General features: G+C 70.0%; 15 protein-coding genes. 7 read left to right on the plus strand and 8 right to left on the minus strand.

The window, feature by feature from the left end:
- Nucleotides 1-4: 4 nt before the first annotated feature.
- From FCG67_RS06760 to FCG67_RS06770, 3 genes are read right to left on the minus strand one after another with little or no spacing between them, the layout of a single operon-like run.
- Nucleotides 5-790 carry a DUF4097 family beta strand repeat-containing protein gene (locus FCG67_RS06760; protein WP_136908359.1) on the minus strand — a complete coding sequence of 262 codons (786 nt, stop codon included), beginning with the start codon at nt 788-790 and terminating at the stop codon, nt 5-7.
- Nucleotides 787-1440: a LuxR C-terminal-related transcriptional regulator gene (locus FCG67_RS06765; RefSeq protein ID WP_136908361.1), complete on the minus strand. Its 654-nt coding sequence runs from the start codon at nt 1438-1440 to the stop codon at nt 787-789. The genes FCG67_RS06760 and FCG67_RS06765 overlap by 4 nt, the downstream gene beginning before the upstream one ends.
- Complete coding sequence (locus tag FCG67_RS06770) at nt 1431-2717, minus strand: sensor histidine kinase (protein WP_169310462.1); 1287 nt, start codon at nt 2715-2717, stop codon at nt 1431-1433. Before FCG67_RS06770 ends, FCG67_RS06765 begins: the two co-directional genes overlap by 10 nt.
- Before the next feature lie 163 nt (nt 2718-2880).
- Between FCG67_RS06770 and FCG67_RS06775 the strand changes: the two genes are divergently transcribed.
- Nucleotides 2881-3519 carry a DedA family protein gene (locus FCG67_RS06775; RefSeq protein ID WP_169310463.1) on the plus strand — a complete coding sequence of 213 codons (639 nt, stop codon included), beginning with the start codon at nt 2881-2883 and terminating at the stop codon, nt 3517-3519.
- Between the two features lie 9 nt (nt 3520-3528).
- Here FCG67_RS06775 and FCG67_RS06780 read toward each other — a convergent pair whose 3' ends face one another.
- Both FCG67_RS06780 and FCG67_RS06785 read right to left on the minus strand, forming a co-directional pair.
- Nucleotides 3529-4287, minus strand: coding sequence for an HAD-IIA family hydrolase (locus FCG67_RS06780; RefSeq protein WP_136909016.1), 759 nt, complete (start codon nt 4285-4287; stop codon nt 3529-3531).
- Between the two features lie 97 nt (nt 4288-4384).
- Nucleotides 4385-4900, minus strand: coding sequence for a C40 family peptidase (locus tag FCG67_RS06785; RefSeq protein WP_425467803.1), 516 nt, complete (start codon nt 4898-4900; stop codon nt 4385-4387).
- A gap of 171 nt (nt 4901-5071) precedes the next feature.
- On the opposite strand from FCG67_RS06785, the gene FCG67_RS06790 reads away from it, so the two are divergent.
- The 3 genes from FCG67_RS06790 to FCG67_RS06800 all read left to right on the plus strand — a co-directional run bounded on the left by FCG67_RS06790 (nt 5072) and on the right by FCG67_RS06800 (nt 7167).
- On the plus strand, nt 5072-5413 hold the full coding sequence (locus FCG67_RS06790; RefSeq protein ID WP_136908368.1) for a YidH family protein: 342 nt from the start codon (nt 5072-5074) through the stop codon (nt 5411-5413).
- A 101-nt stretch (nt 5414-5514) separates the two neighbouring features.
- Nucleotides 5515-6522: a glucose-6-phosphate dehydrogenase (coenzyme-F420) gene (gene fgd, locus FCG67_RS06795; RefSeq protein ID WP_136908370.1), complete on the plus strand. Its 1008-nt coding sequence runs from the start codon at nt 5515-5517 to the stop codon at nt 6520-6522.
- A 42-nt stretch (nt 6523-6564) separates the two neighbouring features.
- Nucleotides 6565-7167 carry a suppressor of fused domain protein gene (locus FCG67_RS06800; RefSeq protein WP_136908372.1) on the plus strand — a complete coding sequence of 201 codons (603 nt, stop codon included), beginning with the start codon at nt 6565-6567 and terminating at the stop codon, nt 7165-7167.
- Here the strand turns inward: FCG67_RS06800 and FCG67_RS06805 are convergent.
- Nucleotides 7098-8051, minus strand: a complete 954-nt coding sequence (locus FCG67_RS06805; RefSeq protein WP_136908374.1) for a LysR family transcriptional regulator — start codon at nt 8049-8051, stop codon at nt 7098-7100. The two genes, FCG67_RS06800 and FCG67_RS06805, sit on opposite strands and share 70 nt — an antisense overlap.
- Before the next feature lie 116 nt (nt 8052-8167).
- Here FCG67_RS06805 and FCG67_RS06810 point away from each other — a divergent pair, with 116 nt between their 5' ends.
- A complete protein-coding gene (locus FCG67_RS06810; RefSeq protein WP_136908375.1) occupies nt 8168-8527 on the plus strand; it encodes a YybH family protein in 360 nt (119 codons plus the stop codon).
- Nucleotides 8528-8532: 5 nt separating this feature from the next.
- Here FCG67_RS06810 and FCG67_RS06815 read toward each other — a convergent pair whose 3' ends face one another.
- Entirely contained in the window at nt 8533-9150 is a 618-nt protein-coding gene (locus FCG67_RS06815) for a hypothetical protein (RefSeq protein WP_136908377.1), read from the minus strand.
- Entirely contained in the window at nt 9137-9946 is an 810-nt protein-coding gene (locus FCG67_RS24900; protein ID WP_169310464.1) for a hypothetical protein, read from the minus strand. Before FCG67_RS24900 ends, FCG67_RS06815 begins: the two co-directional genes overlap by 14 nt.
- 164 nt (nt 9947-10110) lie before the next feature.
- Between FCG67_RS24900 and pta the strand changes: the two genes are divergently transcribed.
- Together pta and FCG67_RS06835 are read left to right on the plus strand one after the other, a co-directional pair.
- Complete coding sequence (gene pta, locus FCG67_RS06830; RefSeq protein WP_136908384.1) at nt 10111-12207, plus strand: phosphate acetyltransferase; 2097 nt, start codon at nt 10111-10113, stop codon at nt 12205-12207.
- On the plus strand, nt 12204-13421 hold the full coding sequence (locus FCG67_RS06835) for an acetate kinase (protein WP_136908386.1): 1218 nt from the start codon (nt 12204-12206) through the stop codon (nt 13419-13421). The genes pta and FCG67_RS06835 overlap by 4 nt, the downstream gene beginning before the upstream one ends.
- Nucleotides 13422-13490: the final 69 nt, after the last annotated feature.

Raw genomic sequence — 13490 nt, forward strand, 5'->3', positions numbered from 1 at the left:
CCCGCTAGTCGTTGGGGAACACCGCCACTGCCCCGGCTGAGGACTCGATCCGGACCAGGTGCGGGCTGGTGGGGTCCTCGGCAACGGCGGTGGTCACCGCGGCTGCGTCGCGGACGGTCGTCTCCAGGTGGTAAGCGACACCACCGGGCAACCCGATCTCGATGTCGCCGATGGTGTTTCGCACATCGACGGAATCGGGTGGGGTATCCACGTCGATTCGAATGCTGCCGTAGGTGGTGCGGGCCGACAGTTCGGGTGCCGCAATCGCCCCGATCTCGACTGCCCCCTCGGCGGTCTGCGCCCGGACGGGACCGTGGTGCCGCCGTATTGTGACGTCACCGGTGGTGGTGGTTGCCGTCACGGCACCGTGCAGGTCCGTCATCGTGATCGATCCGGCGACGCCCTCCGCCGTCACGTCGGCCCGTGACGGGACCGCTACGGTGACGTCGAGCGAGCATCTCCAGAACTGGCCCTCGGGGCACACGATGTCCACCGCGGCACCGGATTCGCCGACCGTGACCACCGGCGGACCACCGCGATAGGTGCCCGAGGCCGTCACGTACAGGCGGTCATCGGGGCTGGGTGAGATGGTGAGGTCGACCCCACCGACTGGTGCCCGGACCGTCAGTGTGCCGGAGGCATCGCCGGACGCGGTGTGGGAGAACTCGTGCTGGCTTGGCACCCCGAATGAGTACGCAAGGGTTGCGGACGCCGCGCCGCCTGCCCCGACCGCGACGGCGGTCGCGCAGGCGATCGCGGCGATCCGGCGGGAGGTCGCGAGCCTGTTCATGTCGCTCCTAGGTAGCGCAGGACGGCCAGGACGCGCCGATGGTCGGCGGCGTCGTGGTGGAGGCCGAGCTTGCCGAAGATATTGCCGATGTGCTTTTCGACAGCGGCGTGCCCGATCACGAGCGTGGCGGCGATTCCGGCGTTCGACTGCCCCTGCGCCATCGCGGTGAGCACCTCGCGTTCGCGCGGGGTCAGTGTGTCGAGCGTGTCGTTACGCGGCGTGCGTGCCAGGAGTTGTTGAACCACATCGGGGTCGATCACGGTGCCGCCCGCCGCCACCCTCTCGACGGCGTCGATGAAGTCCGCCACGTCGGCAACCCGATCCTTCAGCAGATAGCCGACACCGTCGATGCGGTCACGGAGGAGCTCGGACGCATAGCGTTCCTCGACGTACTGCGAGAGCACCAGGACCCCGACCCGCGGCCACCGCTCGCGGATCACCAACGCCGCTCGCAGCCCCTCGTCGAGGAAAGTCGGCGGCATCCGCACGTCCACGACGCACACCTCCGGTGGCGCCTCGGCGTCGCCGACGGCGCGCAGCAGGGCCTCGGCGTCGCCGACGCTCGCGGTGATCGTCGCGCCGCTGTCGGCGAGGAGACGGCCGATGCCCTCGCGCAGCAACACCGAATCATCGGCCAGCATCACCCGCATGGGACCTCCACGAGGAGTCGGGTCGGCCCACCGGCCGGACTCTCCACCCGCAGGGTGCCGTCCACCCCGCTGAGCCGGTCGGCCAGGCCCGCGAGTCCGCCGCTGGGCAGGATCTGCGCGCCGCCGTCGCCGTTGTCGTCGACGGTGACCCGGATCGCGGACCCGACACGTTTGACGGCGACGGTCGCGCGGGTGGCGTTGGCGTGTTTGCTCACGTTGGTCAGGGCCTCCGAGACGAGAAAGTAGATGTTGGACTCGAGTGCGGCCGACGGTCTTCCCACTCCGGCCAGCTCCGCGGCGACGTCGATGTCGACGGGAACCGCACACAGCGTCGCCACCGAGGACAGCGCAGCATCGAGTCCCCTGTCGGTGAGGATCGGCGGATGCAGTCCACGAGTCAGTGCGCGGATCTCGCCGATGGCGTTCTTCGTTTCCCGGTGGGCGTCGTCGAGCAGCGTGCGAAGCGTCTCGTCCTCGGAAGCCGCCACGCGGGATCGCGCCTGCCCCAGGGAGATCGACACCGATACCAATCGCTGCTGTGCGCCGTCGTGCAGGTCGCGCTCGATGCGCCGTCGGTCTGCCTCAGCGGCATCGATCACCCTGGCGCGGGACTCGGTCAGCTGCGCCATGCGTTCCTGGGTGGTCGAGGCGCCCAACAGCATTCGGGTGCACCACCAATCGGCCCGAGCAAGGGAGGACACGAGCAGCGGGGTGAGCAGCATCAGCCATACCGCGCCGACAGCGCCGACAGCGCCGACGGCCAACATTGCCGGCAGTCCAACAAAGTGCTCTCGCAGCTCGGAATCCCGAGGGTCGGTGAGCAGCCATGCGACGGGAGCCAGCGTCAGGGTCAGGGGTGCGGTGAACAGGGCGGCGACCACGATCGGAAGCAGGACTCCCAGTGGGATTCGCAGGAACCAGTAGGCGAGCGAACGCCACAGTGCCGGGTCGCGGGCTGTCGCGACGAACCGGGCCCGCCGGGTGGGACCGCCGGGACGTTCGGGCTCGGCGATTCGACCGCCGCCGAGGAATCGGACCGCGGCCCGTTGGGCCGCGTCGGCGCCCCGGACCGCCGGAATGGTGCAGGCGAACACGAGGACCCCGAGCAAGGCCATCGGCAGGGTGAGTGCGACGGCGGCGAGGAGGGTGATCAACAGCAGGCCGACGATTCCGGAGAGCACGGCGGACAACAGTGAGAGCACGGCCAGCCACCAGTCGACGCTGAGCCAGGCGCGCAGCGGGTTGCGGCGGATCGGCAACGAACCGGGTGCGGTCACAGTGCTGCCTCTCGCGGTCGGTTCGATGCTTCGATCCCACCATAGGGCCGCGCACGACCGGGGTCTGGCGGGCGGGCCCACGAGCCCTGGTAGGGAAATCCATACCAGGAGTTCGTGGGCGTTCCAGGCAGATTCGGGGGCGGCGCTCGGACAGGCTGGTTCCATGGACATTCCCGACCTGCCGTCGATGGTGACCGGTCTCGGCCGCATGCTCGACGTGGACAACCTGACGTTGGCGCCCGCGCCGCTGCTGTTCGTGGTCGTGGCGGTGTTGTTGGTGGTCGAGTCGGGTTACCTGATCGGACTCGTGTTGCCTGGAAACAGCATCCCGCTGACCCTCGGAATGCTGGTGGCGAGTGGCGCTCTCCACACGGTCCACGCGGTGGTCGTGGTGGCGGTGTCGTCGTGCGCGGGCGCCCAGCTGGCTTTTGCTCGGGCGCGTCGGCACGGGACATGCGTCCTCCCCGAAGTACTCGGCCGCCCACTGCCTGACCGGGTCGCGGCCTGGCAGCGGTGGCTGCACGAGCAGTCGGATTCGAGACCGCGTTCGATCGCCGTTTGCGGTCACATGATCGGCGGCGTGCGGACGCTTGCGCCTCGCGTCCTGGCCGGAACACGTCTTCGCCGAAGCGATTTCACTATGGTGAGCGTTGCCGCAGCCACCCTGTGGGCGATCGCCCTTGTCTCGGTTGGCTCGATTGTCGGCGACAACGAGGTACTGCGGACCGCCTACGGTTTTGCGTGGATTCCAGTGGTGCTCGTCGCGGTGGGGAGCCGGCTTCGCGATAGGTCGCGGCTCTGAGCCGCGGCGTCAGAAGGGGTTTGCCGTCCGCCCGACCAGGTCGGCCACCGACTCGATGACCCGTGTCGGCCGGTACGGGAACATCTCGACCGACGCGCGGGTGGAGATGCCGGTGAGCACGAGGATGGTCTGCAGCCCGGCCTCGAGGCCGGAGACGACGTCGGTGTCCATCCGGTCGCCGATCATCAGGGTATGTTCGGAGTGCGCGCCGATCGCCCGCAGCGCCGAGCGCATCATCAACGGGTTCGGCTTGCCCACGTAGTACGGCTCCCGCCCGGTGGCCCTGGTGATCAGCGCCGCCACCGACCCGGTCGCGGGCAGCGAACCCTCTCGCGACGGTCCGGTCGCGTCCGGGTTGGTGGCGAGGAACCGGGCGCCGCGCTCGATCAGTCGGATGGCGGTGGTGATCGCCTCGAAGGAGTAGGTGCGGGTCTCGCCCAGCACCACGTAGTCCGGATCCCGATCCGTTAGCACGTACCCGATGTCGTGCAGGGCGGTCGTGAGCCCGGACTCGCCGACGACGTAGGCGCTGCCGTTCGGGCGCTGGGTGCGCAGGAAGGTCGCCGTGGCCAGCGCCGAGGTCCAGATCGCCTTCTCGGGGATGTCGAGACCGGTCTGCACCAGGCGGGCGCGCAGGTCGCGGGGAGTGCGGATCGAGTTGTTGGTCAGCACCACGAACGGGGTGCCTGCCGCCTGCAGCTCGGCCAGGAACTCGTCGGCCCCCGGGATCAGGTGGTCCTCGTGGACGAGGACGCCGTCCATGTCCATGAGGTAGGTCCAGCCGGTGGTCTGCTCGTCGGTGGTCACGGGTCAATTGTGACCCGTGCGCGCCCCTCCCGTGTTTGTCGCCGAGTCCGGACGGTCGTCAGAATCGGCGGACCTGGTTGATCGGGGGTAGTTCGGACAGCGGGGTCAGCCCGATGGGCACGCCTGCTCCGTAGGCATTGAAGACCTGCCCGAAGCCGGCGTAGATGCCGACGTGGTCGTTCACGGTGCGGAAGGTGATGATGTCGCCGGGCGCCATCGCCCATGCGGGGACGGAGTTGCCTGCCCACGCCTGCTGCTGGCTGACTCGCGGCAGCTGCACCCCGGCCTGTCGGAACGCCCACTGGGTCAGGCCGGAGCAGTCCCAGGCGTTGGGGCCGGTGCCGCCCCAGAGGTAGGGCTTCCCGGTCTGGGTGGTGGCCGCCGCCAGCGCGATGAGACCAGCGGGGCTCGGGACGGGCAGGGCGAACTCGGAGCTGCCCGCGCTCCCGGAGCTGCCGGGCTGGGCCAGGGCCGGTGCGACGGGCAATGTCACGAGGCAGGCCGCCAGCGCTGTCCCGGCGAGTGCCCTGCGTAGGTACTTCCCGGATCTGCCGTTCGTTGTCGATGGGGTCACGGAAATGTCCTCCTCGGTGGGGCACCTGGGAATGGATCTCTGACACCTTGGATCACAGAACAGTCGCGGAGTGTTACAGGTCACTGCACAGTGTGGCCCACAGCGCAACAGTCCGGGGGCGAACCGGCGCGGATTCGACACCAGTGCGCCGGCCGGTGCGAAGATCACCCCGTGGCGGAAATCGAGCGGCCCGATGAGCGGTTCACCCTGGCGAGCGAGCGGACGTTCCTGGCGTGGATGCGGACCTCGCTCGGGTTCCTGGCCGGTGGTATCGCGATGGTCCACCTGGTGCCCGACTTCAGCACCGGGTGGGTGCGCACCCTGCTCGGGCTCATCCTGATCCTGCTGTCCGTGGCCGCCTCGCTGGTCGGGATGCGGCGCTGGCTGCAGGTCCGGCATGCGCTCGAGCGCGGCGCGCCGATGCCCGAGGCCAGGGAGTTGTGGCTGTTCGCGGTCGCCGTGTCGCTGGTCGCGGGGTTCACCGTGGTGGTGACAGTGATCGGCGCGCTATGAGCGGGCGGCGCCGAGGCGAACCCGACCCCCCGTGGCGGGCCGAGAATGTCCCGTGCATAGTGAGTCTCGGTTGTGACGGGTAGCACTCGCTAGGAGGAACGGTGGCTCTCAAGCTCGGGTACAAGGCTTCTGCGGAGCAGTTCGGGCCGCGCGAGTTGGTGGAACTCGCCGTCCTGGCCGAGGCGCACGGCCTCGACAGCGCGACGGTGAGCGATCACTTCCAGCCGTGGCGGCACAATGGCGGGCACGCGCCGTTCTCCCTCTCCTGGATGACCGCGGTCGGCGAGCGCACCACCACCCTGCAGCTGGGCACCTCGGTGATGACCCCGACCTTCCGCTACAACCCGGCCGTCGTGGCCCAGGCGTTCGCGACCATGGGCTGCCTGTACCCGGGACGCATCATGCTCGGCGTCGGCACCGGTGAGGCCCTCAACGAGATCGCCACCGGCTACCAGGGCGAGTGGCCGGAGTTCAAGGAGCGGTTCGCGCGGCTGCGCGAGTCGGTGCAGCTGATGCGCGCGCTGTGGACCGGCGAGCGCACCGACTTCGAGGGCGAGTACTACCGCACCACCGGCGCCTCGATCTACGACGTGCCCGAGGGCGGCATCCCGGTTTACATTGCGGCAGGCGGACCGGTCGTCGCGCGGTACGCGGGTCGAGCGGGAGACGGCTTCATCTGCACCTCCGGCAAGGGCATGGACCTCTACACCGAGAAGCTGATGCCCGCCGTGGCCGAGGGCGCGGAGAAGGTCGGGCGCGACGTCGCCGAGATCGACAAGATGATCGAGATCAAGATCTCCTACGACACCGACCCCGAACTGGCTCTGGAGAACACGCGGTTCTGGGCGCCGCTGTCGCTGACGCCCGAGCAGAAGCACTCCATCGAGGACCCGATCGAGATGGAGGCGGCCGCGGACGCGCTGCCGATCGAGCAGGTCGCCAAGCGGTGGATCGTCGCCTCCGACCCCGACGAGGCTGTCGAGCAGGTCAAGCAGTACACCGACGCGGGCCTGAACCACCTGGTCTTCCACGCCCCCGGTCACGACCAGCGCCGGTTCCTGGAGCTGTTCGAGCGCGACCTGGCACCGCGGCTGCGCAAGCTCGGATAGCGCGGGCCGGACCGGCGGGCGGGCGCACTAGGCTTGCCGGTCATGGATGCCAGCGACGAGGTCATGGAAGCAGCACGCCGGATCGGGGCGGTGTTCGGCGGGTTGCCGCAGGTGCTGCGATTCCGGGCCGCGGTCGACGAAGACTCCGACGGCGAGACCCCGGACGAGGTGTCGATCGCCGTCGGGGACGGTTGCCCGGGTCCGGGTTACGCCTCGTACGCGACGCTGGACATGTCCCGCTTCCCGACGAATGTCACCACCGACGACGGCCGTCCGATCCGCACCGAGTTGGTCACGGTGGGGCGCGCCGACTACCGGGCGCTGGCCGACGTGCTCGCGCAGTGCGCCTTCGCGGTGGGGTCCGGCTCGTTCCACCTGACGCCGAACTGCATCATCCCGAACGCGATCCGCGAGGTGGACCCGGCGCGGTCGATGAAGCACCTGCTCCTGGTGGTGCCGTTCATCTGGCCGGACCTGGAGATCCTGGTCGACACCGAGGAGAGCGTCGACACCTGGCTGCAGGCGGTGCCGATCAGCGACAGCGAGCTCGAGTTCTCGGCCGCCAACGGGACCGATCAGCTTTTCCGGCGGCTCGAGGAGGCAGGCGCGGACGTGTCGGACATCGATCGCGCGCCGGTGTTCTGACGCGCGGGCAGGCTCAGCCGGGCGTGCGCGACCAGCGCCGCGGCCGCCGAACTGGCCGGGCCGTCCGAGCGCCAGGCAAGCGCGATGCGGCCGCGTAATCCGGGTCGGGTGATGGTGACGGCCCGCAGCGCACTCGCGTGCGTGTCCGCGACCGTCGTCGGCAGGATGGCCACCCCGAGCCCACGCGCCGCCAGCCGTGCCAGGATGTTCGGGTCGCTCGCCTCGAACGCGACGCGGGGTGTGAATCCGGCTCGGGCGCAGGCGTTGTCGAGGGCCGTGCGGAGGCCGGTGCCGCGGGGCAAGGCGATCAGTTCGCGGTCGCACAGCGCCTCGAGAGTGATGGTGTCGCGGGCGGCCAGTGGGTCGCCCGGCGGGGCCGCGGCGACGAACGGCTCGTCCACGAGGACGTGAACGGACACCCCCGGTGGTGGCGGTCCGGCCAGCCCGACGAGCGCGACGTCGAGCCTGCCCTCGCGCAGCGCGCCGAGTAGCCGCGCGGAGGTGTCCTCCGAGAGCGAGATGCCCACGCCGGGGTGCTCGGCGTGGAAGCCGGCCAGCATGTCCGCCACGGTGACCGTCGGGCCTGCGGTGACCATTCCGACCGACACGTGCCCACGAATCAGTCCGGCCAGCTCGTCGACGGCGGCCCGCGCCCCAGCCACCGCGGCGAGGGCGGCCCTGGCGTGGGGGAGCACCGCTTCTCCCGCGGCGGTCGGCCGGACGGTACGGCCCGAGCGGTCCAGCAGTTCCTGTCCGAGTTCCCGTTCGAGCCGGCGGATCTGCGCGCTGACGCCCGGCTGGGCGACGTGCACCCGCTCGGCGGCCCGGGTGAAATTCGACTCCTCGACGACCGCGACGAAGTACTCCAGTTGGCGAAGTTCCATAACCAGAGATTCTAGCTACGAGACAAACCAGTTCTTGGACTTATCGCTGCGGTCCTCGCAGGATGGAGTGGTCAGGCACATCAGCTCCGCGCGGAGCGAGAACGAGGGAGACCGCGATGACCGCAGTACGCGAAAAGGCAACCACCCCAGAGGATCTGGCCAGGATGTTCGTCGAACGAGCCAATGCAGGCGACGCGGCCGGGATCGCCGAGCTGTACGAGCCCGATGCCGTGCTGGCCTTCCCTCCTGGCAGTGAGACCGTGGGGCGGGAGGCGATCCGTGCCGTCATCGAGCAGCTCCTGGCGAACCGGCCGCACTTCGAGGTCGAGGAGCCGATGCCGACGGTGCGCAGCGGGGACCTCGCGATGACCTCCACCCGGCCGGCGGACGACACCGGTGGTCGGGTGCAGGTGGTGCGTCGTCAGCCGGACGGGAGTTGGCTGCGGGTCATGGACCGCCCGGAGGCCCGCGGCTGAGTCGCTCACAGACGACGTTCAGGCCGCGGATCGACCGGAATCACGATCGGCGGCCGCAGCTCGCGCCGCACCGAGTACTCCGCCTCCCCGTGCAGCAGTTTCTCGCCGCCGGGAACGGACAGGTCCACGGACACCGCACCGGCCTCGCAGTCGACGGAGTCGATGGCCCCGAGCCGCACCGCGACCGCCGTCTCACACATGCCGAAGGCGATCCGCAGGTCGAACCCGATCCGGGCGACCTCGGTGCCGTCGATGAGCAGCGCGACCTCCGGCCGGTGCTCGGAGATGACGCGGTAGGGATCGACCAGCATCACCACCTCCTCGCGGCCGGGCGCGGCCGCTGTGACGCGCGCGGCCTCGGCGAGGGCCCGGTACTTCTTCAGCCCGGCCAGCAGCAGGGGGCAGGGGTCCTGATCGAGGAAGCGCAACGCGGTGGACAGGATGCGGCTGTCGATCAGCCGTAGCGCCGAGCGCGGCACCGCCCGGGTGGTGGACACCCGGTCCGGGGTCATCCCGGTCGGCGGCAGGTGGGGCTTCATGCGCGAGGTCAGGGCGTCGTCGGACTGCTGCCCGAACACCGTGGCGCGCAGGGTCGATCTGGTCACGATCTCAGTTCTGGTCACGGCCGTTCTCCTCGATGAACTGGTGGCCGGCGTCCTCCCTGGGCTCGAGACGCACGGCATGGCCGTGCATCTGCCCCGGCGGCGGCTCGACCGCGACGACGGGAGGCGCAGGCTTCGGTTGGGTGTCGACGTGTTCGGTCGGCCACCGCCGGACTCTCCGGGCCCGCACCGCGACCCCGGCACCCGCGGCCGCGGCGACGGAGGTCAATCCGACCGCGGCGATCATGGCGACCTGCGGGGAGTCGGCCGAGCCGGGCGTGCCGTTCTCGTCGGTGGTCGACGGACCACGACCGGGCGTGAGAGTCGGACCCGGTTCGGACTGTCCCCCTGTCACGGTTCCTCCCGCGGGCGCACCGGTCGGGCCCGGCGCCGGCGTCGACGCATCGTGCTGCGAGCCGCGGGCGCCGGTGTTCGGCGTCATCTCGGCGGTGCCGGTGACATCTGTCGATGCGGGGCCCGGCCGTCCCGGCGCGGGCGGGACGGGTGCCACCGGGGGTGGTTCGGGTGCGGGTGGGACCGGCGGTGGTTCGGGTGCGGGTGGGACCGGGGGTGGTTCGGGTACGGGTGGGACCGGCGGCACCGGAAGTGGTTCGGGCACGGGTGGGATCGGCGGCAGCGGGGGGAACTCGAGGTCGCCTGGCCCCGGCACATCGGGCAATTCGGGGAGGGCTCGCACCGGCAGCGCGGCGGACCGCTGTTGCGGCGCAGCCTCGGACTCTGGCGAGAACAGGCCGAGCGCCAGTGTGACAACGGCGACAGCCAGCACGGACGCCATCGACCAGGATGTAGTTCGCATCGATACTCATCCCCTGGGGCCAGATCACATGATCGGGCCTGAGTAAGACATTGCCACCGGGTTCCGGACCGGGCACGCGTAGTCGACTACCCGAGTCCGGCGCGGCCGTGGCGAGTGGCTGTGGCCGACGGCGGACCGCGATCCGCACCATTAGGGTGGACGCCATGGCATCCGCGGAGTCGGCAGTCTCGAGCATCTACATCGCCTCCCCAGAGGGCGATACCGGGAAATCGACCATCGCGCTCGGCGTGCTGCAGATGCTCAGCGGCTCGGCCGCCCGGGTGGGGGTGTTCCGGCCGATCGCGCGTTCCACCGACGAGCCGGACTACATCCTGGAGTTGCTGCTCGACCACACGTCCGCGGATCTCAGCTATGAGCAGTGCCTCGGCGTCACCTACGAGCAGGTGCACGCCGATCCGGAGCTGGCGCTCAGCGAGATCGTCTCGCGCTACCACGATGTCGCGGAACAGTGCGATGCCGTGGTGATCATCGGCAGCGACTACACGGACGTCGCCAGCCCGAGCGAGCTGAGCTACAACGCCCGGATCGCGGTGAACCTGGATGCACCGGTGCTGCTCGCGCTCCGCGGGTCGGGTCGGACCCCCGACGAGGTGTTGCAGCTGGCGCAGATCTGCGCGGCCGAGCTGCGCGCCCAGCACGCCCACCTGGTTGGCATCGTCGCGAACCGCTGCGACCCCGCCCGGCTCGGCGAGGTGACGACGGCACTGGAGCCGATGGCGGTGCCCGCATGGACCCTGCCCGAGATCCCGCTGCTGGTCGCGCCGACCATGGGTGAGCTGCTGACCGCGGTCGACGGCGAGCTGTACAGCGGGGATCCCGAGCTGCTGCAGCGGGAAGCGCTGCGGGTGATGGTCGGCGGGATGACCGCCGAGCACATCCTCGAGCGGCTGTCGGAGGGCGTGGTGGTGATCGCCCCGGGCGATCGGTCCGACGTGCTGCTCGCGATGGTCAATGCCCATGAGGCGGAAGGTTTTCCGTCGCTCGCCGGGATCATCATGAACGGCGGCATCGCGCCGCACCCCGCCATCGCGAAGCTCGTCGCCGGCCTCAAGCCGCGGTTGCCGATCCTCACCACCGACCTCGGGACATTCGACACCGCCAGCGCGGCCGCGCAGGCCAGGGGACGTGTCGGGGTCGGCTCGCAGCGCAAGGTGGACACCGCGCTGAGCCTGATGGAGCAGCGTGTGAACGCGGCCGACCTGCTGGCCCGACTCGAGGTCGCCAGGCCCGAGGTGGTGACCCCGCAGATGTTCGAGTACCAGTTGATCGAGCGGGCCAGGGCGGACCGCAAGCACATCGTGCTGCCGGAGGGGGACGACGACCGGATCCTGCGGGCGGCCGGACGGTTGTTGCAGCGCAAGGTCGCCGACCTGACCATCCTCGGGGAGGAGGGCCCGGTGCGCAGGCGCGCCGCTGAGCTCGGCGTCGACCTGAGCGCGGCCACGGTGCTCGACCCGACGAACTGCGAGTACACCGATCAGTTCGCCCAGGAGTACGCCCGGCTGCGGGCGCACAAGGGGATGACCGTCGAACGTGCCCGCGAGGTGATGGCCGACATCTCCTACTTCGGAACGATGATGGTGCAGTTGGGGATCGCGGACGGCATGGTTTCCGGTGCCGCGCACACCACAGCGCACACGATCCGGCCGTCGTTCGAGATCATCAAGACCGCGCCAGGTGTCTCGACCGTCTCGAGCATCTTCCTGATGTGCCTGGCCGACCGGGTGCTGGCCTACGGCGACTGCGCGGTCGTGCCGGACCCGACGTCGGAGCAGCTGGCGGACATCGCGATCTCCTCGTCGCAGACCGCGGCCCAGTTCGGCATCGACCCGCTGATCGCGATGCTGTCGTATTCGACCGGCGACTCGGGCTCCGGCGCGGAGGTGGACAAGGTCCGGGAGGCAACGGTCCTGGTCCGCGAGCGGCGGCCGGACCTGTTGGTGGAGGGGCCGATCCAGTACGACGCGGCCATCGAGCCGACGGTGGCGAGCACGAAACTGCCCGATTCGAAGGTGGCTGGCCGGGCGACGGTGTTCGTGTTCCCCGATCTGAACACCGGGAACAACACGTACAAGGCGGTGCAGCGCAGCGCGGGGGCCGTCGCGGTCGGCCCGGTCCTGCAGGGCCTGAGGAAACCGGTCAACGACCTGTCCCGCGGCGCGCTGATCCAGGACATCGTCAACACGGTCGCCATCACGGCGATCCAGGCGCAGGGCGTCGAAGAAGGGGGTCAGCGGTGAACGGTCCGGTGCTGGTGATCAATTCGGGCTCGTCCTCGATCAAATACCAGCTGATCGACCCCGACGGCGGCGAGGCCATCGCCTCGGGGCTGGTCGAACGGATCGGCGAGCCGGACGGGGTCATCGGGCACCGGCAGGGCGGCATCGACAGCGAGCATCGCGGTCCGATCGCCGACCACGCGGAGGGCCTGCGGCTGGCCTTCGCGATGTTCGCGGAGGCGGGCATGGATCTGACGACGGCGGGCATCGCCGCCGTCGGTCACCGCGTGGTGCACGGCGGCGAGGTGTTCTACCGGCCGACCCGGATCACCGCGGACGTCATCGCCGAGATCTCCCGGCTGTCCGCCCTTGCCCCGCTGCACAATCCGGCGAACGTGGTCGGTATCGAGAGCGCGATGCGGGTGTTCCCCGACGTCCCGCACGTCGCGGTCTTCGACACCGCCTTTTTTCACACGCTGCCCGCGGAGGCCCGGACCTACGCCATCGACGCCCAGGTGGCGGCGGCACACGGGGTGCGCCGCTACGGATTCCACGGCACCTCGCACGAGTACGTCTCCGGCCGGGTGGCCGAGGTGCTCGGCCGGGACAATGCCGAGCTCAACCAGATCGTGCTGCACCTGGGCAACGGGGCCTCGGCCTCGGCCATCGCGGGCGGCAGGGCGATGGATACCTCGATGGGGCTGACCCCGCTCGAGGGGCTGGTGATGGGCACCCGCAGCGGCGACATCGACCCGGGCATCGTGATGCACCTGCGGCGCAGCGCGGACCTGGACGTGGACGCCATCGACGACCTGCTCAACCGCGGGTCCGGGCTCAAGGGCCTGTGTGGGGTCAACGACTTTCGCGAGCTCCGCCGCCTCATCGCCGACGGCGACGAGGCGGCCCGGCTCGCCTACGACGTCTACATCCACCGGCTGCGCAAGTACATCGGCGCATACCTGGTGACCCTGGGCAGGGTCGACACCATCACATTCACCGCCGGGGTGGGCGAGAACGCGGTCGAGGTCCGCGCCGACGCGCTCGCCGGTCTCGAGTCGCTCGGAATCGAGATCGACCTCGAGCGCAATGTGGCGAAAGACCGTTCCGCCCGGGTGATCTCGACGGACTCGTCGCGGGTCACGGTGCTGGTGGTGCCGACAAACGAGGAGTTGGCCATCGCCAGGGCCGCGCGTAGCTTCGCCCCGGATGGCGCGGTCGAGCAAGGGCAGCGATGATTTTCGGCCGGCTCGCGGGTCTATACCCCTGAAGCCCACCAGAGACGAACAACAACCGAAGAGGAGCGA

The organism is Rhodococcus oryzae (genome assembly GCF_005049235.1).
In the GTDB taxonomy this organism is placed as follows: domain Bacteria; phylum Actinomycetota; class Actinomycetes; order Mycobacteriales; family Mycobacteriaceae; genus Rhodococcus_G; species Rhodococcus_G oryzae.

Bases quoted from the DNA above. Each gene is read 5' to 3' on its own strand.
- FCG67_RS06760 (WP_136908359.1), bottom strand. From the start codon at position 790: ATGAACAGGCTCGCGACCTCCCGCCGGATCGCCGCGATCGCCTGCGCG.
- FCG67_RS06765 (WP_136908361.1), bottom strand. From the start codon at position 1,440: ATGCGGGTGATGCTGGCCGATGATTCGGTGTTGCTGCGCGAGGGCATC.
- FCG67_RS06775 (WP_169310463.1), top strand. From the start codon at position 2,881: ATGGACATTCCCGACCTGCCGTCGATGGTGACCGGTCTCGGCCGCATG.
- FCG67_RS06780 (WP_136909016.1), bottom strand. From the start codon at position 4,287: ATGGACATGGACGGCGTCCTCGTCCACGAGGACCACCTGATCCCGGGG.
- FCG67_RS06800 (WP_136908372.1), top strand. From the start codon at position 6,565: ATGGATGCCAGCGACGAGGTCATGGAAGCAGCACGCCGGATCGGGGCG.
- FCG67_RS06805 (WP_136908374.1), bottom strand. From the start codon at position 8,051: ATGGAACTTCGCCAACTGGAGTACTTCGTCGCGGTCGTCGAGGAGTCG.
- FCG67_RS06810 (WP_136908375.1), top strand. From the start codon at position 8,168: ATGACCGCAGTACGCGAAAAGGCAACCACCCCAGAGGATCTGGCCAGG.
- FCG67_RS24900 (WP_169310464.1), bottom strand. From the start codon at position 9,946: ATGCGAACTACATCCTGGTCGATGGCGTCCGTGCTGGCTGTCGCCGTT.
- pta (WP_136908384.1), top strand. From the start codon at position 10,111: ATGGCATCCGCGGAGTCGGCAGTCTCGAGCATCTACATCGCCTCCCCA.